Origin of the sequence: Actinoplanes lobatus (genome assembly GCF_014205215.1) — a bacterium.
In the GTDB taxonomy this organism is placed as follows: Bacteria; Actinomycetota; Actinomycetes; order Mycobacteriales; family Micromonosporaceae; genus Actinoplanes; species Actinoplanes lobatus.
Genome location: NZ_JACHNC010000001.1, coordinates 1,969,909 through 1,990,039 on the forward strand (window position 1 = coordinate 1,969,909; position 20,131 = coordinate 1,990,039).

Annotated in this window: 24 protein-coding genes; 12 read left to right on the forward strand and 12 right to left on the reverse strand. The window is 69.5% G+C overall.

Annotation, left to right across the window (positions count from 1 at the left end):
• Nucleotides 1-104 precede the first annotated feature (104 nt).
• The gene (locus BJ964_RS08950; RefSeq protein ID WP_188120246.1) at nt 105-1,679 is read left to right on the forward strand and encodes a GGDEF domain-containing protein; all 1,575 of its coding nucleotides are present in this window, start codon (nt 105-107) and stop codon (nt 1,677-1,679) included.
• 48 nt (nt 1,680-1,727) lie between these two features.
• Nucleotides 1,728-2,591 (forward strand): SAM-dependent methyltransferase, encoded by an 864-nt coding sequence (locus BJ964_RS08955; protein WP_188120247.1) that lies wholly within the window; start codon nt 1,728-1,730, stop codon nt 2,589-2,591.
• Between the two features lie 172 nt (nt 2,592-2,763).
• Here the strand turns inward: BJ964_RS08955 and BJ964_RS08960 are convergent, their stop codons facing one another.
• Both BJ964_RS08960 and BJ964_RS08965 read right to left on the reverse strand, forming a co-directional pair.
• A complete protein-coding gene (locus tag BJ964_RS08960) occupies nt 2,764-3,123 on the reverse strand; it encodes a hypothetical protein (RefSeq protein ID WP_229806970.1) in 360 nt (119 codons plus the stop codon).
• On the reverse strand, nt 3,116-3,349 hold the full coding sequence (locus BJ964_RS08965; RefSeq protein WP_188120248.1) for a hypothetical protein: 234 nt from the start codon (nt 3,347-3,349) through the stop codon (nt 3,116-3,118). The genes BJ964_RS08960 and BJ964_RS08965 overlap by 8 nt, the downstream gene beginning before the upstream one ends.
• 261 nt (nt 3,350-3,610) lie before the next feature.
• Here BJ964_RS08965 and BJ964_RS08970 point away from each other — a divergent pair, with 261 nt between their 5' ends.
• Complete coding sequence (locus BJ964_RS08970; RefSeq protein WP_043533013.1) at nt 3,611-3,847, forward strand: DUF397 domain-containing protein; 237 nt, start codon at nt 3,611-3,613, stop codon at nt 3,845-3,847.
• A gap of 59 nt (nt 3,848-3,906) precedes the next feature.
• On the opposite strand, the gene BJ964_RS08975 is transcribed toward BJ964_RS08970, so the two are convergent.
• The gene (locus BJ964_RS08975; protein ID WP_188120249.1) at nt 3,907-4,797 is read right to left on the reverse strand and encodes a helix-turn-helix domain-containing protein; all 891 of its coding nucleotides are present in this window, start codon (nt 4,795-4,797) and stop codon (nt 3,907-3,909) included.
• Between the two features lie 282 nt (nt 4,798-5,079).
• Here BJ964_RS08975 and BJ964_RS08980 point away from each other — a divergent pair, with 282 nt between their 5' ends.
• The 4 genes from BJ964_RS08980 (at nt 5,080) to BJ964_RS08995 (ending at nt 6,721) form a co-directional block, all read left to right on the forward strand.
• The gene (locus tag BJ964_RS08980; protein ID WP_188120250.1) at nt 5,080-5,379 is read left to right on the forward strand and encodes a hypothetical protein; all 300 of its coding nucleotides are present in this window, start codon (nt 5,080-5,082) and stop codon (nt 5,377-5,379) included.
• The gene (locus tag BJ964_RS08985; protein ID WP_188120251.1) at nt 5,376-5,570 is read left to right on the forward strand and encodes a hypothetical protein; all 195 of its coding nucleotides are present in this window, start codon (nt 5,376-5,378) and stop codon (nt 5,568-5,570) included. Before BJ964_RS08980 ends, BJ964_RS08985 begins: the two co-directional genes overlap by 4 nt.
• Before the next feature lie 10 nt (nt 5,571-5,580).
• Nucleotides 5,581-5,919, forward strand: a complete 339-nt coding sequence (locus BJ964_RS08990) for a winged helix-turn-helix transcriptional regulator (protein WP_183224188.1) — start codon at nt 5,581-5,583, stop codon at nt 5,917-5,919.
• Between the two features lie 196 nt (nt 5,920-6,115).
• On the forward strand, nt 6,116-6,721 hold the full coding sequence (locus BJ964_RS08995; RefSeq protein WP_188120252.1) for a malonic semialdehyde reductase: 606 nt from the start codon (nt 6,116-6,118) through the stop codon (nt 6,719-6,721).
• A 47-nt stretch (nt 6,722-6,768) separates the two neighbouring features.
• Here BJ964_RS08995 and BJ964_RS09000 read toward each other — a convergent pair whose 3' ends face one another.
• Nucleotides 6,769-7,605, reverse strand: coding sequence for a phosphoribosylaminoimidazolesuccinocarboxamide synthase (locus tag BJ964_RS09000; protein ID WP_183224183.1), 837 nt, complete (start codon nt 7,603-7,605; stop codon nt 6,769-6,771).
• Between the two features lie 172 nt (nt 7,606-7,777).
• On the opposite strand from BJ964_RS09000, the gene BJ964_RS09005 reads away from it, so the two are divergent.
• The gene (locus tag BJ964_RS09005; protein WP_188120253.1) at nt 7,778-8,554 is read left to right on the forward strand and encodes a hypothetical protein; all 777 of its coding nucleotides are present in this window, start codon (nt 7,778-7,780) and stop codon (nt 8,552-8,554) included.
• Nucleotides 8,555-8,611: 57 nt separating this feature from the next.
• Here the strand turns inward: BJ964_RS09005 and BJ964_RS09010 are convergent, their stop codons facing one another.
• Nucleotides 8,612-9,859 (reverse strand): MFS transporter, encoded by a 1,248-nt coding sequence (locus BJ964_RS09010; RefSeq protein ID WP_188126862.1) that lies wholly within the window; start codon nt 9,857-9,859, stop codon nt 8,612-8,614.
• A gap of 190 nt (nt 9,860-10,049) precedes the next feature.
• On the opposite strand from BJ964_RS09010, the gene BJ964_RS09015 reads away from it, so the two are divergent.
• Nucleotides 10,050-10,463: a hypothetical protein gene (locus BJ964_RS09015; RefSeq protein ID WP_188120254.1), complete on the forward strand. Its 414-nt coding sequence runs from the start codon at nt 10,050-10,052 to the stop codon at nt 10,461-10,463.
• Here BJ964_RS09015 and BJ964_RS09020 read toward each other — a convergent pair.
• From BJ964_RS09020 to BJ964_RS09040, 5 genes are all read right to left on the reverse strand, one after another.
• Nucleotides 10,444-11,577 carry an outer membrane protein assembly factor BamB family protein gene (locus tag BJ964_RS09020; RefSeq protein WP_188120255.1) on the reverse strand — a complete coding sequence of 378 codons (1,134 nt, stop codon included), beginning with the start codon at nt 11,575-11,577 and terminating at the stop codon, nt 10,444-10,446. The two genes, BJ964_RS09015 and BJ964_RS09020, sit on opposite strands and share 20 nt — an antisense overlap.
• 83 nt (nt 11,578-11,660) lie before the next feature.
• The gene (locus tag BJ964_RS09025; protein WP_229806969.1) at nt 11,661-12,278 is read right to left on the reverse strand and encodes a DUF305 domain-containing protein; all 618 of its coding nucleotides are present in this window, start codon (nt 12,276-12,278) and stop codon (nt 11,661-11,663) included.
• The gene (locus BJ964_RS09030) at nt 12,275-13,075 is read right to left on the reverse strand and encodes a lytic polysaccharide monooxygenase (protein WP_188120256.1); all 801 of its coding nucleotides are present in this window, start codon (nt 13,073-13,075) and stop codon (nt 12,275-12,277) included. The genes BJ964_RS09025 and BJ964_RS09030 overlap by 4 nt, the downstream gene beginning before the upstream one ends.
• 104 nt (nt 13,076-13,179) lie before the next feature.
• Nucleotides 13,180-14,484 carry an ATP-binding protein gene (locus BJ964_RS09035; RefSeq protein WP_188120257.1) on the reverse strand — a complete coding sequence of 435 codons (1,305 nt, stop codon included), beginning with the start codon at nt 14,482-14,484 and terminating at the stop codon, nt 13,180-13,182.
• Nucleotides 14,481-15,167 (reverse strand): response regulator transcription factor, encoded by a 687-nt coding sequence (locus BJ964_RS09040; RefSeq protein WP_188120258.1) that lies wholly within the window; start codon nt 15,165-15,167, stop codon nt 14,481-14,483. The genes BJ964_RS09035 and BJ964_RS09040 overlap by 4 nt, the downstream gene beginning before the upstream one ends.
• A 36-nt stretch (nt 15,168-15,203) precedes the next feature.
• Between BJ964_RS09040 and BJ964_RS09045 the strand changes: the two genes are divergently transcribed.
• The 3 genes from BJ964_RS09045 (at nt 15,204) to BJ964_RS09055 (ending at nt 18,651) form a co-directional block, all read left to right on the forward strand.
• Nucleotides 15,204-15,794, forward strand: a complete 591-nt coding sequence (locus tag BJ964_RS09045; RefSeq protein ID WP_188120259.1) for a DNA mismatch repair protein MutL — start codon at nt 15,204-15,206, stop codon at nt 15,792-15,794.
• Between the two features lie 137 nt (nt 15,795-15,931).
• The gene (locus BJ964_RS09050; RefSeq protein ID WP_188120260.1) at nt 15,932-17,902 is read left to right on the forward strand and encodes a M4 family metallopeptidase; all 1,971 of its coding nucleotides are present in this window, start codon (nt 15,932-15,934) and stop codon (nt 17,900-17,902) included.
• A 158-nt stretch (nt 17,903-18,060) separates the two neighbouring features.
• Nucleotides 18,061-18,651 (forward strand): biotin transporter BioY, encoded by a 591-nt coding sequence (locus tag BJ964_RS09055; protein ID WP_188126864.1) that lies wholly within the window; start codon nt 18,061-18,063, stop codon nt 18,649-18,651.
• A 63-nt stretch (nt 18,652-18,714) separates the two neighbouring features.
• On the opposite strand, the gene BJ964_RS09060 is transcribed toward BJ964_RS09055, so the two are convergent.
• Together BJ964_RS09060 and BJ964_RS09065 are read right to left on the reverse strand one after the other, a co-directional pair.
• Entirely contained in the window at nt 18,715-19,434 is a 720-nt protein-coding gene (locus BJ964_RS09060; RefSeq protein ID WP_188120261.1) for a YqjF family protein, read from the reverse strand.
• A 61-nt stretch (nt 19,435-19,495) separates the two neighbouring features.
• The gene (locus BJ964_RS09065; RefSeq protein ID WP_188120262.1) at nt 19,496-19,867 is read right to left on the reverse strand and encodes a hypothetical protein; all 372 of its coding nucleotides are present in this window, start codon (nt 19,865-19,867) and stop codon (nt 19,496-19,498) included.
• Nucleotides 19,868-20,131: the final 264 nt, after the last annotated feature.

Below are 20,131 nucleotides of genomic sequence, written 5' to 3' on the forward strand. Positions count from 1 at the left end.
ACTCCTTGGAATGATCCGCTCACGCAGCGCTAATCTCGGGTTTCCTCAGTCGTAACGTTCCCCGGCCGATGGTTCACGTCGGCAGAACAGAGGAGGAGGCTCGGATGGTGCGGTCGGTCGACGCCGAGGTGCTCTCGGCCGCTCTGCTCACCATCGAGGACGAGCGTTCCTGGGACGCGCAGGCCGAGTTGACCCGGGCGATCTCCATCGAGGAGGCCGCCCGGGTCCTCGGCGATCCACTCCTGATCGCCCGGGCCCGGCTCTGCCAGGCCAACATGCGGATGCGCTCGGGCGACGTCGCCGGGGCCGCCGAACAGATCTGGCAGGTCCACGAGTGGGCGGTCGGCAACGACGCCCGTCTCCTGCTCGCCCGCACCCATCTGATCTGGGCCTGCATCCACCAGTACCTCGGCGACTCCGAGCAGGCCCTGGAGCACGCGCTGCTCTCGGTCGAGCTGCTCGACGACGAGTCCACCACCCACATGCACATCTGGCACCGCACCAAACTCGCCGACGCGCTGTGGGCGGCCGGCTCGATGGACGCCGCCCGGCTCCGCTACGCGCAGGCCGAGGAGCTCGCCGTCCTCAGCGGGTCACCGGCCCTGCTCTGCCTGCTCAACAACCACGCCTACGCGGAGTACGACACCGGCCACCAGCAGCGCGCCGAAGAGGTCGCGAAACGCCTCCAGCGGCTGGCCGACGAACGCGGCATCCCCCTCGAACCGGCCTTCCTCGACACGGTCGGGGCCATCCAGATCGGCAACGGGCGGTTCGCCGAGGCCGAGGCCACCATGCGGCTGTGCATCGAGCGGCATGCCGAGGGCCGCCACGAGGACGCCGACGCCCTCCCGGAGTACCTGTTGACCCTCGCCCAGGCGCAGCGCGGCCTCAGGGCGTATTCACGGGCCCAGGAGAGCCTCGACGAGTGCCGGGCCCTGTGCACCGAACGCGACCTCGTCGACGTCCTCGCCCGGGCGCACCAGGAGCAGGCCGAGCTGCACGCCGCCCGGGGCGAGTTCGCCGAGGCGTTCGCGGTGCACAAGACGTTCTTCACGGCGTACCAGAATCTGCACTCGCTCCAGCGGGAAGCGCGTACCCGTACCCGGCAGGCGATGTTCGAGACGGTCGAGGCCCGGCAGGAGGCCGAGCGGTTCCGCGAGCAGGCCCGCCGCGACCCGCTCACCGGGCTGCACAACCGCCGCCACGTCGACGAGGTGCTGCCCGTCCTGATCGCGTCGGACCCGGCGCTCACCATCGCGCTGGTCGACCTCGACCACTTCAAACAGGTCAACGACCGACTCTCGCACAGCGTCGGCGACCAGGTGCTGGTCAAGGTGGCCGCCCTGATCGCGGACGGGGCGGCGGCCGTCTGCCCGGAGGGTTTCACCGCGCGGATCGGCGGCGAGGAGTTCCTCGTCGTACTGCCCGGCACCCTTCCGGCCCGGGCGTTCGCCCTGCTCGACGGCATCCGCCGGACGATCCGGGAGCATGACTGGCGCGACCTCACGCACGGCCTTCCGGTCACCGTGAGCATCGGTGTCGCCGCCGCCGCGGACGTCCCGGCGCCCACCCAGCCGACCCTTCTGTCCACTGCGGACGGTCACCTGTACTCTGCCAAGCACGCCGGACGTGATCGTGTCGTCTCGGCCGCCTCCCGGGGATACGCCTCGGCCGCCTGAAATCCCCGATCGCGGGGGTGAAGTCGGTCGATCGTTCGGGCTAGGCTGATGGCGCTTGAGCTCGACAGGTTGTGTCGCAAGGAGGCGGTCGTGACAGAGGGCAGTTCCGCACCCACCGAGGTGGCTCCGCCCGGGGTCAACATCAACGTGCCGCACTCCGCCCGCATCTACGACTACTGGCTCGGCGGCAAGGACAACTTCGCCGTCGACCGTGCCGTCGGAGAGGCGATCATCCAGGCCATCCCCGGCATGAAGTACATGGCCGGCGAGAACCGGAAGTTCGTCCACCGGGCGGCCCGTGACCTGGTCGCCAAGGAGGGCATCCGCCAGTTCCTGGACATCGGCACCGGCATCCCGACCCGGCCCAACCTGCACGAGATCGCCCAGCAGATCGCACCCGAGACCCGCGTCGTCTACGTCGACAACGACCCGATCGTGCTGGTCCACGCCCGCGCCCTGATGATCAGCGACCCCGCCGGCCGTAGTGAGTACATCGCCGCCGACATCCGCAAGCCGCGCTCCATCCTCGACGACCCGGCCCTGCGCGACACCCTCGACCTGACCCAGCCGGTCGGCCTCACCCTGATCGCCATCCTGATGCTGCTCGCCGACACCGACGACCCGTGGACCAAGGTCGCCGAGCTGCGCGACGCCCTGCCCTCCGGCAGCTGCCTGGCCATCACCCACCCGACCGCCGACTTCAACCCGGCCGAGGTCGACGCCGCGGTCGCCGCCGCCACCGGCGCCGGCATGACCCTGGTGGCCCGCAACCGCGAGGCCGTCGAGCGCTTCTTCGGCGACTGGGAGCTCCTCGAGCCCGGCCTGGTCCCGGTCTCGGCCTGGCGCCCGGACGGCAAGGTCGAAAACCCGGAGGCCGCCTACTACTGGTCAGGCGTGGCCCGCAAGCCTTAACCCCTTCTCCGGTACTGGGGACAGATGATTCCCCGGCGCCCGCGGGGCGTGCCGACGTCGGGGAACCACCTACCTCGCCACCGCCGGTGTTTGCCATGGAGCAAAACGAGGTGGTCGAGCCCCTACCCGGGTGGGCGGCCCAGCACGGGGAACCGCGCCGCCCACCCGGTGATCAAACGGGCGTGCTGCGCAACACCCTCAGGCGGGGGCGCTTGCACGCCGGGGGGACCGGCACGCTGTCGGCGCGGACGAGCATTTCGCGGACCGGACCCTCGCGGCCGGTGCGGTCGATGACGATGGCGTGGACGCCGAGCCAGAGGTCTCCCTCGTGCGGGATGGGCTGTGCCCAGTTCACCCGGAGCAGGCGGATCCGGATCGGGCCGATGCCGTAGCAGTAGTCCGATTCGGCGAACTCGTACACCGGCCAGGCCGGACCGCTCGGCCGCAGCCGGTGGTCACGGACACGCGGCGCCCGGGGCCGCGGCAGCCTGGCGGATCGTTGCTGGCGGTGGCAACGGACGAGCTCAGTCACGCGCGTCGGACTCATCCTCCTCGGCAGGCGGCCGTCGCAGGATGGTCCCGCCGGGCCGGCTCAATCCAAAACGGTGGGTGACCGCGCTGGCCCGGGTCGACGCCGCGAACACATCGTCCGCGAACGGCTCGTCCCGGTAGACCAACGGGTTCGCCCGGCGCGAGCTGTCGGACGCGCCGGGCTCACTCGAATCGGGGTGCTCGGGGCCGAAGTTGGGTATCGACATACTCGTCACCTCTCGCTCGGACGCCCCCGCCAGGGAGCCTCGCGCCGAGGCCGCAGACGTCGCTCCGCAGCCGACCCGTCACCTAAAGATGTCACCCTGAGTGACACCCCTAGGAACCAGTACGTGCGTTATCATGCTCAGAATCTCGTGACTACGCAAGGCCAGATGCACGTGCATTTGCATCAGCGCCCAGTTTAGGCACGCAGAGACCACCGATTCCCGGATCGATGGGCGATCCGGGGCAAATCTAGGGAGCTTGGAATGACCTATGTGGTCAACGGCATGCCTGCCGGCGAGCTGCAGGGCGTCACCTGGCAGAAGAGCCGGCGCAGCAACCCAAGTGGCAACTGCGTGGAGTGCGCCGTCCTGCCGGGTGGCGATGTTGCCGTGCGTAACTCCCGCGATCCCGAGGGTGCGGCACTGATCTACACCCGGGCCGAGATCGAGGCGTTCCTCGGCGGCGTCCGCGACGGAGACTTCGACAACCTGATCGCCTGACCCTCAGGCATTCGACCGGGTCCGGCCGCGCGATGTCGCGGCCGGCCCTTTCGTGCTGATCAGGCCGGGCGGCCGACCTCGTTCAGCAGCTTGCCGAGGATCTCCGGCGTGTGGTTCGGCGGTTCCGCGTCGATGCAGACGCGCTCCATCGCCATGGCGTAGTGGTCCACGTCCTCGCGCTTGTCCAGGTAGATGGCGCTGGTCAGCTGTTCCACGTAGACCACGTCGGGCAGCTCCGGCTCGGGGAACCGCAGGATCGCGAACGGTCCGCCGGCCGCCGCGTGGCCGCCCGCCTGGAACGGGATGATCTGCAACCGGACGCTCGGCATCTTCGACGCCTCGATGAGCGCCTCGATCTGGGCGCGCATCACCTCGACGCCGCCGATCGGGCGCCGCAGCACCGCCTCGTCGATCACCGCCCACAGTTGCGGGCCACCCGAACGGGTGAGGATCTGCTGCCGCTGAAGACGAACGTCGACCCGCCGGTTGATCTCGTCGGCGGTGGCGCCGGCGTGACCCAACATGATCACGGCACGGGCGTAGTCGGGCGTCTGGAGCAGGCCCGGAACGAACTGGATCTCGTACGTCCGGATCAGCGAGGCCGCGGCCTCGAGACCGAGGTACGCCTGGAACCAGCCCGGAAGGACATCGCTGAAATGCTGCCACCAGCCGGGGTTGTTGGCCTGGCGGGCGAGATTGATCAACGCGTCCCGCTCGGCCGAGTCGCTCACGCCGTACATGGTCAACAGGTCCGCGACGTCACGTTCCTTGAAACTGACGCGGCCCAGCTCCATGCGGCTGATCTTCGATCCGGACGCACGGATCTCGTAACCCGCGGCCTCCCGGGTGATCCCCCTCGACTCCCGCAGCTTCCGAAGCTGGGAGCCGAGCAGGATGCGCAGCACGGTCGGGCCGCCTCCCGGCGCCTCCTCCTGCGAACCCGCGCTCACCTGACTCCTCGTCGCTGCTCTGTGACTGCCGGCGCAGCCTTACGCATCCTAGAGCGGAGATCCTTCTCGCGGTACCGGCGGGATCGCGGCCTCACGATCGTTCGTTCATTGCGGATGCACGTGCATCCGGCCTTGCGAACGCACTTGATGACGAGCATGATAGCTGACAGACACGTACCAACCGCTGACGGAGCGTGCCGAAATCTTCGGCTGCTCAGCCGGTTGTGGGTGTTGCTCATGAAACACCGGAGCACCGCCTCGACACCTTGGAGGCAATCCCCCATGCCGAACCTGATGGCGTCCACTCCCACCGTGACCCCGCCCTACCGTGACCCGGCAGAGGTGGCCCCGGCCGAGAGCTACCGGCCAGCAGATCCGGTGTGGGTCTACCGGGACGGCTGGCGGGCGGGTGTCATCGAGGCGGCCTCGCCACGCGCTGTCACGGTCACCTACCGGCCGGAGAACCATCGGGGCACCGGCGTGGACACCTTCACGGCGCCCTACGTGACGTCGCGGGCCGACGCCGACCCGGCTCTCGACCAGCGCGCTCTACGCCTGGTTCGCCGGAATCCGCTGCGATGACCGGCGCGGTCACGGTCTCGGCGGTGGTCGGGCTGCTCAGCCTCTTCTCCGGGGTCGCCCTCGGGTGGTATCTCCGTCGCACCAACGACTGGTGCCCAACCTGCGGCGAGCAACTCTCGTGCGGCGCCTGCAAGATGCCGATCAACTGGTCGGAGCAGCAACAGAGCACCGCGCAGCGCTCGCCCGTGTAGTTTTACCAGCATGACAGCGGTGAATGAGGAGCAGCAGCTGTCGTGCCGGGTCCGAGACGCCGCGCTGTCCCGGGCCTTCGAGTTCCTCGGCCGCCGGTGGAATGCCGCAGTGCTGGGCAAGCTTCACGACGGCCCGGTCGGTTTCCGGGAGCTGTCCCGCGGCATCGACGGGATCAGTGACTCGGTGCTCTCCAACCGCCTGTCCAGCCTGGTGTCGGCCGGCCTGATCATCCGGGCCGTCGACGAGGGCCCACCGGTCTCCGTCTCCTACACGCTCACCGAGGCCGGACGCGCCCTGATGCCGGCTCTCGATCAGATCGCGCTCTGGGCCAACGAGCACCTGCCCTGAGGTTTTGGAGCGCAACCGCTCACGCACGTCGCCCGGTGGGGCTCGCGTTCTGGACGCGCCAGCGGCCAGCGAGACGCGCCGGGCCCTCGGCGGGAGCAGCGGTCTGTACCACCCACCCCGCTACGACAGGGATTTTCGGTTCTTAGTGATCATCTTCACGGGGGCTTTCTGATGGTAAGCCACTAGTTTTTTAGAAGTGGATACTTTTTCAAGAGCTGGTCTGACCGCGGATGCTCGGGCGCTGCTGTTCACCGAGGCGCGCACGGCGAGCGCGTTCGCGGCCACGCCGGTGACCGACGAGGAGCTCGCGGAGCTCTGGGATCTCGCCAAATGGCCGCCGACCGCGGCGAACACGCAGCCGCTGCGGGTGCTGTTCGTGCGCAGCGCGGAGGGTCGGGAGCGCCTCATCCCGCATCTCGCCGAGGGCAACCGGCCCAAATCGCAGAGCGCACCGGCGGTGGCCGTGCTGGCGCTGGACACGTCGTTCCACGAGTACGTGCCCGAGGTGTTTCCGCACAATCCCGGGCTGAAGGACGTCTACGAGGCGAACGAGGCCCTGCGTCTGACCGCCGGCAACCTCAGTGCCGGGCTCCAGATCGGCTACTTCATCCTCGCGGCGCGGGCGATCGGCCTGGTCGCCGGCCCGATGAGCGGTTTCGACAAGGCGGGTGTGGACGCCGAGTTCTTCCCCGGCGGGCGCTACCGGTCACTGGTCGTCGTCAACCTGGGTCACCCGGGCGAGAACGCGTGGCGCGACCGGCTGCCCCGCCTGCCCCACGAGACCACGGTCCAGTGGGCCTGAATCCGTGAAAAACGGCCCGGTGGCGCCTCGCCACCGGGCCGTTTCCGTCAGCGCCAGCGGTCGCCGGTGAGGCGCTCGTAGACCTCGACGTACCGGTTACGGGTGGCCTCGACCACCTCGTCCGGGATCTCCGGGCCCGGCGCCGTCCGGTTCCAGTCGGTGAGCTGCCCCGACCAGTCCCGCAGGAACTGCTTGTCCAGGTAGCGGGGCACGCTGCCCGGCTTCCACTCGTCGGCGCCCCAGAACCGGGACGAGTCCGGCGTGAGCACCTCGTCGCCGAGCTTCAGCGTGCCGTTCGCGTACCCGACCTCGATCTTGGTGTCGGCGATGACGATGCCCTTGGCGGCGGCGATCTCCGACCCGCGGCGGTACACCTCGAGCGTGACCCGGCGCAGCTCCTCGGCCAGCTCCTTACCCACCCGGTCGACCGTCTGCTCAAAGGTGAGCGGCTCGTCGTGGCCGCCGCCGACCGGCTCCTTCGTGCTCGGCGTGAAGATCGGCTCCGGCAGCCGGGACGACTCCACCAACCCCTCCGGCAGCACGTTGCCGGAGATCGTCCGGTTGCGCTCGTAGTCCTTCAGCCCCGACCCGGCCAGGTAACCACGCGCGATGCACTCGACCATGACCATCTCCAGGCGCTCACACCGGATGGCCCGCCCACTCCACTCCGCCGGCACGTCGGTGGCCGAGATGACGTGGTTCGGGATGACGTCGGAGAGCTGGTCGAACCACCAGAGCGAGAGCTGGGTGAGGATCTTGCCCTTGTCCGGGATCGGCGTGGGCAGGATGACGTCGTAGATCGAGATCCGGTCGGAGGTGACCAGGATCAGGTCGTCGCCGTCGGCGTAGACGTCCCGGACCTTGCCGGAGTGCAGGAGCTCCACTTGTTCCCCTCGGTGGGCGGCGGGTGAGGTGCGCTTTCACGCTATCGAACACCGCGCGCCAGGAGCACACCTCCCACCGGGAGCACCCCTGAACGACACAGACGCGGACTTCTTGGCACGCCGCTAGGGCGCCCACCGATACGGTCCGCCGAAAACGCGGGGAGTGCTATCGATGGGCGTTCGCGACGGTTTGCCATGGCTGCTCGACGAATACTGGATCGTGGGCGATCTCTGGCTGCGACGAGGCCGCACGGTGGGAACCGGTGACCCCGAGGTTGTGGCGATAGCCAGCCTTCTCGGCCGCAGTCCCAGCTCGGTCAGCAGGCGGGTCGGCAACTTCGCCGGCACCGATCAGCCGGGTAAAGGGTTGAAGCCCTTGACTGGCGAACCCCTCCGCATTTGGGAGTCGCTCCGCGGGAATCCCGCGGCTTTGGCTCGTGCCGTGGCCCAAGCGCGTTCCCGCCTTACGCTGCTGAACAGCGGCTTCTCGGTGAGCCGCGTCGGTGCGGGTGTCCGGATAATCGCGCCAGAGCTGCCGAACACCGAGCCGGTCGCCGTCACCACTCAAGAGACAGTCAGGGAAGCCAAGCAGGCGGAGGCCGAACTTCGGGAGCAGTTCCGAGTGTGGCGGGATCCCAAAGGACAACGGCTGCGTGGCATAGCGATCAAGGCACCGGAATCAACACTTCGTGTCGATCTTTACGACCAATCCATCAACCTCCTCATCGAAGTGAAGGCGACCACGGATCGCGATCTTCTCCGGTTCGCGGTTGGCCAACTCTACGATTACCGCCGCTACCTGGACTTCGAGGTAGATCTGGCGATTCTTCTTCCCAGCCGGCCCAACGAGGACCTGATGGGTCTGTTGGAGGTCGCACGGATCGGCGCCATCTGGCGTGACGGCACGTCCTTCACCGATTCCCAGGACGGTCACCTTCTCCGTTCTTGACGGAGAAACCAGAGAATGCCGCCCGGCGGGAAGATCGGGCGGCATCGCCGGTGTGGGTCAGGCGGGCTGTTCGGTGGGGCGACCCAGCAGGAATGCCAGGCTGAGCGACCGCCCCTTCAAGCGCACCAGCGCAAGCCCACCCGCCACCGCCGCGGTCGTGGTGACCGTGCCGGCCAGGAGGAGGGCGCCGCGGGGGCCCAGCGAGTCGCAGAGCCAGCCGATGGCGGGGGCGCCGACGATCGCGGAGAGGGACGAGACGATGCCGACGGTCGCGAGGACGCGGCCGCGCATCTCCTCGCGGGTGTCGAGCAGGACGCGGGTGGAGACGATGGTGTCGACGATGACGGCGCCGGCGGCGATGGGCAGGATCAGGGCGGCGAAGCCGAGGATGTTCGGGGCCAGGCCGGAGCAGAATTGCAGGACGCTGATCAGGAGGCCAGCGCCGAGCAGGACGCGCAGGGTGGAGCGGCCGCTGCCGGCCAGCAGGAGGCCGCCGGCGACCGCGCCGACCGCGAAGACCGTCGACACCAGACCGTACGATCCGGACGAACCGCCCAGCGGGCCGGAGACCATGGCGGCCATCGAGACCTGGTAGTTGCGGCCCAGGGAGCCGAGCACGAACGACAGCGCCAGGACGATCAGGATGACCGGCTGGCCGAGCAGGTAGCGGAAGCCGGCCAGCACGCCGCCCTGGCCGGCGGGGGCGGAGGCGAGGGTGCGCATGTCACCGAGGCGTATGGCGAGCAGGGCGGCGATCACGCCGAGGTACGAGACGGCGTTGATCAGGAAGAGGGCGGACGGGCCGGTGATACCGATCAGCACGCCGCCGAGGGCCATGCCGCCGATGCGGCCGGCCGAGTTGAGGACGGAGCCGAGCGCCACGGCGGAGGCCAGGGTGTCCTTGGGCACGAGGGCCGAGCCGAAGCGGCCGAGCACCGGGCCTTCGAAGGCGCCGATCACGCCGGAGGCGAGTGCGACGCCGTAGATGAGCCAGTTGCCGCCGGCGAATGCGGCCGGAAGGAGGGCGGGGAGGATCAGGGCGAGGGCGAGCAGAGCGCGGAGCGCCTGGAAGGTGATCAGCAGCGGCCGGGCCGGGAGGCGGTCGGCGAGCGCGCCGCCCCAGCTGCCGAGGAGCAGCACCGGCAGCGATTGCAGCATGATGACCGCGCCCATCGCGGTGGCCGAGCCGGTCGCCGTCAGGATCAGCCAGTTCAGCGCCAGCACCTGCATCCACGTGCCGCTGACCGAGACCAGGTCGGCGGCCGCCCACAGGCGGTAGTTGCGCTCTCGGAGCGGCGCGAACATCGGAGCCAAGGCGGCGGCACCCCCACGAGGAAAGTGGCGCCGTCTCTCGGTGCCGCCTCCCTCTTCGGGCCGGCCTCGCGTTCCGCTTCGGCCGGAGCCTCCGGAACACCGCAATCGCAACCTGCATGGTTGCGCTCCTCAGAAAGACCTTTCCCGGTACGGGTGAAGCACCCGGATTACGCTCCCTGCCATGACCGACGTTCCCGCGCAGCCCACCAGGGCCCGCTCCATCTTTCAGACGGTCGGCGCCCTCGCCGTGGCCGTCCTCTCCGCGCTCACCTGGTTCGGCTGGCTGGGCTGGGACCACGAGTACCAGGCCGACGGCAGTGGCCCGTACCAGGCGTGGCAGGTGGTGGGCTGCGTCCTGAGCCTGATCGTGATCATGTTCGGCGCCGTGCAGCTGGGTGTGCTGCCGTTGTCCGCGGCGGCCGCCATGACGCTGGGGTTCACCGCGGCGTTCAGCATGACGGCTTCCGATGACGAGACCGGCCTGTGGGCGGTCGGCGCGCTGATGATCTTCGTCTCGCTGGCGTCGGCGTCGGTCCTGGTCGGGTTCCTCTCCCTGCACCTCCGGCATCGGCGGCTCAGGGGGCGTACGCGCTGAGCGTCCCGTCGAGCACCTGATGGATCCGCCCGCCGGCGACGATGACCGCTCCGTCGTAGGCGGGCCCGGTCACCGTCCCGTCGGCGGCCTTCCGCACCTGCCCGGCGCTGTAGAGCAGTCCACCGGCCCGGACCGGCTGGGCCATGTCGGCGGCCGCCCGTACGCTCCAGACCCGTTTCCCGTCGGTCACCCGGAGCGCCTCGATGCCCTGGTCGAACACTCGGTAGAGCCGGTTCCCGTCGATCGCGATCATGGACTGGAGCAGCGGCGGCGCCGTCCACGTGGGCTGCCCGTCGGCGACCCGGACGGCGCTGAGCCGTTCGGCCTGCTTGTCCCGGACGTAGAACCGGGTGCCGTCCGGGTCGGCGGCTTCCGCGGTCCAGTCGGCCTTGCGGGTCCATCGCACCCGCCCGCTGACGATGTCCACGGCGGCGCTCTCGCCCTCGGCGGCCTCGCTGCCGTCGGTCCGGCGCAGCAGGATCGTCCCGTTCGCGGACACCCCGGAGGACAGGTGTTTCGCCTTGGTCCAGAGGGTCCGGCCGTCCCGGGCCGAGAACGCCACGACCTTGTCCTCGTCCGAGGGCGATCCACCGGACACCACGATGACGCCCTTGTCGACGGCGGTGTCGTTCACCGGGATGTCCGTGCTCTGGCTCCAGCGGGGCAGCCCGCTGCGCAGGTCGAGGGCGATGATCTGCCCGTCCGGGTCGCTCTGTGAGTTGCAGCCGTTGTTGGCGAGGATGACGAGCCCGTCGACGACTCCCAGCCGTGGTGTCCCGTTGTCGCCGGGGTCGTCCCAGTCGTAACGCCACAGCAGCCGCCCGGTGTCCGCCGCGTAGGCCGAGACGCCGAGCTGGTCGCTGGCGACGACGCGCCCTCCGGACAGCAGGGGGGCCGACCAGCCGGAGCAGCTGGTGTCGCTGGACCGGAGCTTGACCTGCCATTTCTTGCCGACCCGCCGGATGCTGCCGGCGTTGATCACGTTTTCCGCCGGGTTGTAGTAGCTGTTCTCGGCGTCGTAGCCGGGGTGGTCCCAGACCGGCGTGACGGCCGCGGCGGCTGGGCTCGCTGCCGCGCCGGCGGCAAGGGTGACGGAGAGGAACCAGGCAAGCATGCACATAAGGTATGCGGACCAACCTGCCTGAAGAGCAAGAATGGGACGACCCGGGTGGGCCGTCCCATTCTGGTCCCGCTGATTCAGCCGGCGAGCAGCTTGAGCATCTGCTGGACCTGGTCGGTGCGGGACTGCTTGACCCGCTCGGCGAAGGCCTTGGCCTGCTCGTTGCCGCCCTTGGAGAGTTCGAGCTGGGCGAACTCGACGGCGTTGTGCTGGTGGCCCAGGAAGAGGTTGAGGAAGGCGGTCTCGAACTGCGCCTTCTTCATCGTCTTCAGCGCCGCGATCTCCTTCTCGCTGGTGGCCGGCAGACCACCGTGATCGGCGTGCAGACTGGTCCGCTCGTCGAGGGTGGCGGGTTTGCCCCACTCGGTGAGCCAGTTCGTCATCATCTTGATCTCGTCGGCCTGGGTGACCTGTACGGCCTTGGCCAGCTCGACGACCTCGGGGCGACCGGCCCGCTTGGCGGCGATCTGCGCCATCTGCTGCCCCTGCTGCTGGTTGTCGATCAGCATCTGGAGGAACATCACGTCGGTGTCGTTGAAGGTCGACCCGGCGGTGATCTCGGAGACGTTCTTGACGTTCTGCGCCGGGGCCGTGGCGGCCGGCGCGGCCTCCTGCTTGTCGACCGCGGTGCCGCACGCCCCGAGCAGGAACGGCGCGGCCGCGACGACCAGGGCGGCTACGTGACGGGCCTTCACAGCGGCAGCCAGAGGGCGAGCGTCCAGATGCCGGGCTCCCAGCTGCGGATCGACGTGTGCGCCTGGCGGCACTGGTAGGAGACGCCCTCGTAGCTCACCACGTCACCGGTCTTGTACGACACTCCCGGAGCCCACGCGACCCCCTTCCCAGGAGCGGTCGTGCTGGTCGGGGCGATCGTCGGCGCGGTGGTGGGCGCCTTGGTGGGAGCGGTGGTGGGCGCCTTGGTGGGAGCGGTGGTCGGCGCGGCCGTGGTCGGCGCCGTGGTCGGCGTCGTCGAGCCGGTACCGCCGACGTTGACGTCCACGCAGTTGTAGAAGGCGTTGACGGTGTCCCCGATGTTCCACACCGCGAGGACCGTCTTCCGGCCCGAGAACCGGCTCAGGTCGACGGTGTGCGAGACGGTGGCCGCGGGGATGGCGTTGTTGTCGTTGAACGAGGCGACCTCGGCGCCGTCCACGTAGTACACCCAGGTGGCGGTCCGGTGCCGGGCGGTCAGCACCCAGTTGAAGGTCACCGACCTACCGACGGTGGTGGCCGGCCAGTTCCTGGACTCGTCGTTCAGGACCGTGAAGTTGGCGTTTCCGCCGTTGCACTGCTTGGACCCCTTCGGGGCCTCCACGCTCTGCGGCTCGAACTGGATGGCGCCACAGTTCGCGACCGTGCCGGCCGCGCAGAGCGCCTGCCGACTCGGGGGCGAGGAGACGTAGCCGTGTGCGAGGGCGGGCGACGACGCGACCGCCAGGGTGGAGGCGACCATCCCGAGGGTGGCCAGCGGGTAGGCGATCTTCCTGCGCATGTCAGCTCTCCAACGGTTCGACCTGGCAGTTACCGGCCGAACATTAGGAGTGGCTGCCATAACGGAGCCTTAACGGAACCGTCAAACCCCTTTAAAAGCCTGCCCTACCGACGTCTGCGCTGGTCAGCAGGCTCGAGAACGGGCGCGTGGAGAAGGAATCCGATGCGCGCGCCACCCAGCGGGCTACGGTCGATGACCAGTTGCCCACGGACCGTCTCCGCGGTCCGGCGCACGATGTCCAGGCCCAGACCGGTGGAGCCGGCGCCGCTCACGCCACGCCGCACGGCGGTCTCCGGATCCGGGATGCCGGGGCCGGCGTCGTCGACGAGCAGGCCGCTGGCCGAGACGCTGACCCGGAACGCGGTGCCGTCCGGGGTGTGCGAGAAGACGTTGCCGAGCAGCGCGTCCACCACCAGGATCACGTCGGCGGCCGACATCGGGATCATCACCGGCTCGTTGCCGCCGACCACCTCCCACGGGCGCTCCTGGTCCTCGGCCAGCACCGACCAGAAGGCCAGCCGGTCGGCCAGCACCTCGACCAGGTCGCACTGCTGGGAGCCGCGCTTCTCGATGCTGCCCAGCCGGGCGCCGGTGATGATCGCCTCCAGCTCCTCGTCGAGCAGGTCGCACGCCTGCCGCATCCGCTCCGCGATCGGGCCGGGTGGCATCGCCTCCACGTCGAGACGAAGACCCGTCAGGGGCGTACGCAATCGGTGTGAGAGATCTGCGGCGAGCTCGCGCTCCCGGTCGAGCAGGCGCCGCAGATCGTCGGCCATGCCGTTGAAGGCGGTGGCGGCGTCGCGCAGCTCGCTCGGGCCGATCGGGGTGATCCGCTCGTTGAGCTCGCCGCCGCCGAGGCGGCGGCTGGCCGCCGCGAGCCCGCGGGTGGCCCGGACCAGCTGGCTGCCGAGCCGGTCGGCGAAGAGGATCGAGCCGCCGACCAGGACGACGGCGAGCGCGCCCAGGTAGAGCCAGGCCGTGCCGACGCCGCGCCGGGTGTCCGCCTCGGGGATGAACACCTCGACGACCACGGTCCGGCCGTCGGTCAGCACGGTCGGCTGAAGGTAGGCGACGCCGCCGGCACTGTCCGCGGTGGCGGCCCGGCGGTCCTGCGCGGCCCGCCGCACGGTGGCGTCGCTGAGGTGGCTGGCGCCGATCGGCTCGATGCCGGGCAGGTGGACCGCCAGGTTGCCGGCGCTGCCCGCGGCGGTGCTGGCCACCGCGTTGGTGAGGGACACCAGGTCGCTGTCGACACCGAGCACGGTGACCATCGAGGTGGCCTGCTGCCGTGCGTCCGAGATGGCCCGGTCGTACGCGATCTGCCGGGTGGCCACCGCGAGCGGCACCAGGAAGGCGAGGGCCACCATCGAGGTGATGGCCAGCGCCAGCCGGTTGAGCGCCCACCTCATTGCGGATCGACCATCATGACGCCCACTCCTCGGACGGTGTGCAGGAAGCGCGGTTTCGCGGCGGTCTCGCCGAGTTTGCGGCGCAGCCACGAGATGTGGACGTCGATGGTCTGCTCCTCGCCGATCCGGGCCTGCTGCCACACCTGGTTCATCAGCTCGCGCCGGCTGATCACCTGGCCGACCCGCTCGGCAAGATACGCGAGAACGTCGAACTCGCGCCGGGTCAGCTGCAACGGCTCGCCACGCAGCTCCACCCGGCGCTGCCGCGGCTTGATCACCAGTTCACCCACGGTGATGGTGTTGGGCTGCTGCTCGATGGTGGTCCGGGCGCGGCGCAGCACCGCCGAGATGCGGGCCAGGATGTGGCCGCCGGAGAACGGCTTGGTCACGTAGTCGTCGGCGCCGGCCGAGAGGAGCGCGATGATGTCCGCCTCCGACCGGCGGGCAGTGGCGACGATCACCGGTACGTCGGACACGGTCCGCATCATCCGCAGCGCGTCGGTGCCGTCGATGTCGGGCAGTCCAAGGTCGAGAATCACCAGGTCCGGCCGCTCCTGGGTGACGATCTTCAGCGCCTGGGCAGCCTGACCGACCGGGCGCACCACGTGCCCGGCGTCGGTCAGCGCACGGGTCAGCGCGGCCGTGATGATGCGGTCGTCCTCGACCAACAGGATCATCGCCATGGCGACAACCATAAGACCGGGTGAGAAGATGGCCGCGTGCGATCTTCCAGGTGGGTGCCGATAGCGGGTTGGTGCCTGGCCACCGCGACCAGCATCGTGCTCGGCTCGGTGGCGCTGTCGCCGGTTTTGACCGCGGCCCGCGCCGACAACGGGGCGCTGCCGGACATCGATCAGCTTCCGGCGCCCGCCGCGGTCTCCGAGACCAGCGACGCGCCGCCGCCGGCCGAGACGACCGCACCGGCCCGGACCACCCGGCCCACCACGTCCGCGAAGCCCGGCCGGACCCGTCCCTCGTCGGCCCGGCCCACCGGCGCCACGACCACGCCGGCCGCCACGACGAAGCCGGCGACCACCACCGAGGACGGGTGGACCGTCACCACCAGTGACGGCGTGAAGACGTACGTCCGGTCCTTCACCACCGAGGGTGGCACGGCGGTCGTCAAGATGACCAGCGAGGGCATCGTCTCCCTGGTCACCGCCACTCCGGCGGACGGTTACCGGGTGGAGAAGACCGGCTCCGACGTCAACCTGGCGGTCTACTTCAACGAGACCAACCACAGCTTCATCATTCACGCGCAGTGGTTCAACGGCGCGCCCTTCGTGGAGGTCAGCGAAGTCGGCGAGTGATCGCAAGGGTTTTCCCCGATTCGCTGACGCCGGTCGATATCTAACGTCTCACCTCAAGTCACCTCGGTGTGACCCACCGCCCCTTCCCGGGACGGTCGAGGCCCGCCCGCCATCCCCCGGGCGGGAGAGGAGAAGGCGTGAAATCCCGTACCCCCGTCGTCATCGCGCTGACCGCCGCCACCGCGGCGGCGTCCGCGATGGTGGCGGTCGCCGGACCGGCGACCGCCCTGCCTCCCACCGACCCGGCCGCCGTCGCGGCCCGGGCGGCGGGCACCGCGTCGGCCCTCGTCGCCGACCGCCCATCAGTGCTGCAGGCCAGCGCGGATGAGGCGTTCGTGCAGCACCAGGTGATCACCACGGACAACCTGCAGTACGTGCCCTACGACCGCACCTACAAGGGACTGCCGGTCATCGGCGGTGACTTCGTCGTGGTCACCGACGCGGCCGGGCAGACGAAGTACACGTCGGTCGCACAGACTCAGCCGATCGGTGAGCTCTCGGTGACCCCGAAGCTCTCCGCGGCCGACACCGTGACCATCGCCAAGGGCGAGCTCAAGACGATCAAGAACGTCGAGAGCACCCGCCTGGTCGTGGTCAACACCACCGGCGCCCCGGCGCTGGCCTGGGAGTCCATCATCAACGGCACCCGGGTCAACGATCACGGTGAACTGGGCGTCAGCCGCCTCACCGTGGACGTGGACGCGGCCTCCGGCTCGGTCCTGCGCACCCACGAGAACGTCACCGGGGTGAGCGGCACCGGCACCGGCTGGATCACCGGCTCGGTCACCCTGGACACCACGCTGTCCGGCTCGACGTACAGCCTGCGTGACCCGTCGATCACCACGCTGAGCTGCCAGGACTCGTCGACCAACACGGTGTTCAGCGGCACCGACAACGCGTGGGGCAACGGCACCGGCACCAACAAGGAGACCGGCTGCGTGGACGCGTTCTACGCGGCGCAGAAGCAGAAGGCGATGCTCTCCAGCTGGCTGGGCCGCACCGGCTTCACCAGCAGCGGCGGCGCCTGGCCGATCCGCGTCGGCCTGAACGAGACCAACGCCTACTACGACGGCACCCAGGTCCAGATCGGCAAGAACAGCGCCGGCCAGTGGATCTCGTCGCTCGACGTGGTGGGTCACGAGATCGGCCACGGCATCGACGACAACACCCCCGGCGGCATCTCCGCCAACGGCACGCAGGAGTTCGTCGGCGACGTCTTCGGCGCGGCCACCGAGGCCTACGCCGCCAACGCCAACGACCCGGCCGACTACCAGGTCGGTGAGGAGGTCAACCTGGTCGGCAGCGGCCCGATCCGGTACATGTACAACCCGTCGCTCGCCGGTGACGACAACTGCTACTCCAGCAGCACCCCGAGCCAGGAAGTGCACGCCGCGGCCGGTCCCGGCAACCACTGGTTCTACCTGCTCGCCGAGGGCACCAGCCCGACCAACGGGCAGCCGGCCAGCACCCGGTGCAGCGGCACCGGCGCCCTGACCGGCGTCGGCATCCAGACCGCCACCAAGATCTTCTACAACGCGATGCTGATGAAGACCTCCAGCTCGTCGTACCTGAAGTACCGCACCTGGACGCTGACCTCGGCCAAGGCCCTGGACAGCACCTGTGGCCTGTTCAACAAGACCAAGGCCGCCTGGGACGCGGTCAGCGTGCCGGCGCAGACCGCCGACCCGACCTGCACCACCAGCACGCCCACCACGTCGCCGACCGCATCGCCCACCACCTCGCCGACGACCGCGCCGGCGAGCTGCACCGGGACCAACGCCACCGATGTCTCGATCCCGGACGCCGGTTCGGCGATCTACAGCGACATCGTGATCAGCGGCTGTGCCCGCAGCGCGTCGTCCACCTCGACGATCGCGGTGAACGTCGTCCACACGTACCGGGGTGACGTGAAGCTCGACCTGGTCGCGCCGGACGGCACCACCTACGCCCTGAAGGCGACGTCCAGCTCCGACAGCACCGACAACATCAGCGCCACCTACACCGCGAACCTGTCGAGCGAGGCGGCGAACGGCACCTGGCGTCTCAAGGCGCAGGACGTCTACTCGTCGGACACCGGTTACATCAACACCTGGACTCTCACACTCTGAGAGCCCGGTTCCGCCGGCGCCGCACCTGCGGCGCCGGCGGAACGATCACCAGCTGATCACGTTCGTCACTCAGATCTGCCGCTCGGGCCGGGAGGGCCATAAGGTGCCTCCTAGATGTACGGACAGGAGGGCCCCCGGTGACTTACAGCGTGTACGGAATGACGGCCGGGCGGCCCACCGGCGTCCTGGCCGACGTGTGGGGCCGTTCGCTGGTCCGGGACGTGGTGCTCACCGTCGGAGCGGCCGCCGCGGTCGGCCTGGCCGCGCAGATCTCCCTCCCGGTCCCCGGTTCCCCGGTCCCGATCACCGGGCAGACCTTCGCCGTCCTGCTGGCGGGCGCCACCCTCGGCGCGACCCGCGGCGCCGCCGGCATGCTGCTGTACGTGGTGGCCGGCGCCCTGGGCGTCCCGTGGTTCGCGGACGGCGCCTCCGGCTGGCCCTCGGCCACCGCCGGCTACCTGATCGGGTTCGTCCTGGCGGCCGCCCTGGCCGGCCAGCTGGCGGCCCTCGGCGGGGACCGCCGCCCGGTCCACACGGTCGGGCTGATGGCCGCCGGCAACGGGCTGATCTACCTGGTCGGGGTGCCGTGGCTGGCGTTCTCCACGGGCATCGGCCTGACCACCGCGCTGAGCCTGGGCCTCACCCCGTACCTGCTGGGTGATGTGCTGAAGACGCTGCTGGCGGCGGCTCTGCTGCCGGGCGTCTGGGCGCTGATCCACCGGCACGTCGACACCGGCGATCGCTACTGACAAGCGATACACACAGGCTGTGCACACAGCCTGTGGATAACTCGAACAGATGTGCGAATCCGGTCAGCGGATCACCCTGGGTAGACCGATCCGGGTTCGCACGCCGGGCGACGAATGCACCAGCGGGGCGCCGTGCGGCATCGGCAGACCGGCCGCCGTGGTCAGATCCTGTTCCAGATCGAGTACCCGCGCCCGGTGCAGCACCCACGGCGGATGCCACACATCGACGCTGGTCAGGCGGCCGGCGACCACGGTGTAGAGGCGGTACTGGGTGGTCAGGAAATGGTCGATCCGGCCCAGTTCGGCGTCCGGGAACCGCTCTCCGGACCGGACCCGGAGCCGATACCCGGCACCGCGCGGCTCGTAGCGACGGCTGCCGCGATACACGGTCACGTCGCCGTCGGTACACAGTGTCATCCGCGACCACCGGTACGGCAGATTGAGACCGGCCCGGGCGGTCACCACGGCCGGCAGCCGGGCGGCGTCGAGCGAGAAGAAATAGATCCCGGCACCGCCGTCCGGACCGCGTACGTACGTGCGCAGGTTGGTCTCCGGGAAAGTGGAGAGCCAGGGCAGGGCGGGCAGCCAGGGTGGGCGGATCTCGTCCATCAGGAACGGGAGCATGCCCACCCAGACCAGGCCGTCCTTGGCGTCCGGCGTGAGCCCGGCCGGAAGCAGCGGGCCCACCACCTCGGCCGGGTAACGCCAGTGCAGAAACGTCATCCGGCGCCACCACTGGATCATCATGGCGGTGCGGACCTCGGCCATCGGCGGGGCGAGCACAGTCGACCACCTCCCGCCTCGAGTGTCCCCGGTCCACCGCTCGAAACGGACCGGGAAACGCTCAGATATCCAGAGCCACCTCGATCCGCCGCAGCTGGTGCCGGGCCAGGGCCAGATTGGCACGATCCTTGTTCAGCGCCAGGTAGAGGAACAGGCCCTGCCCGGAACGGCCGGTCAACGGCCGGATCAGGTGGTACTGGGTGTCCAGTGAAATCAGGATGTCCTCGATCTTCTCGTGCAGGCTCAACATCTCCATGGTGCGCAGCTTCGCCCGTACCACCTCGGTGTTCGCGGCCGACGCCACCTGGAGATCGAAGTCCCTGCCCCCGCCGGCGATGCCCAGCGCCATACCGCTGGATCGGTCGACCAGGGCGACGCCGATGGCGCCGTCGATCTGCATCGCGTCCTTGAGGGCTACGTCCATGTCCGGCATCTCGGGTGTCCTCCCACTTCCTCGGGTCTGGGCCTGAGCGTGATGGACACCGGCGGTAACCGGTCGCACACGATGTGCGCCTCGACCTCATCCGGTCATGGGATCTTCAGGTGTACGACGGCCGAGTTGCGGTTTTCTTCAAGTCAGAAACTGCTCATGGCTTCACGTTGCGGTCCGTCGTGGTCACGCTCACGGATCGAAAACCCTTGGGGGTACGCCGTAACCGCGCCCGATTCTCCGAAGTTGGGCGTCGGTAGAGCCGGG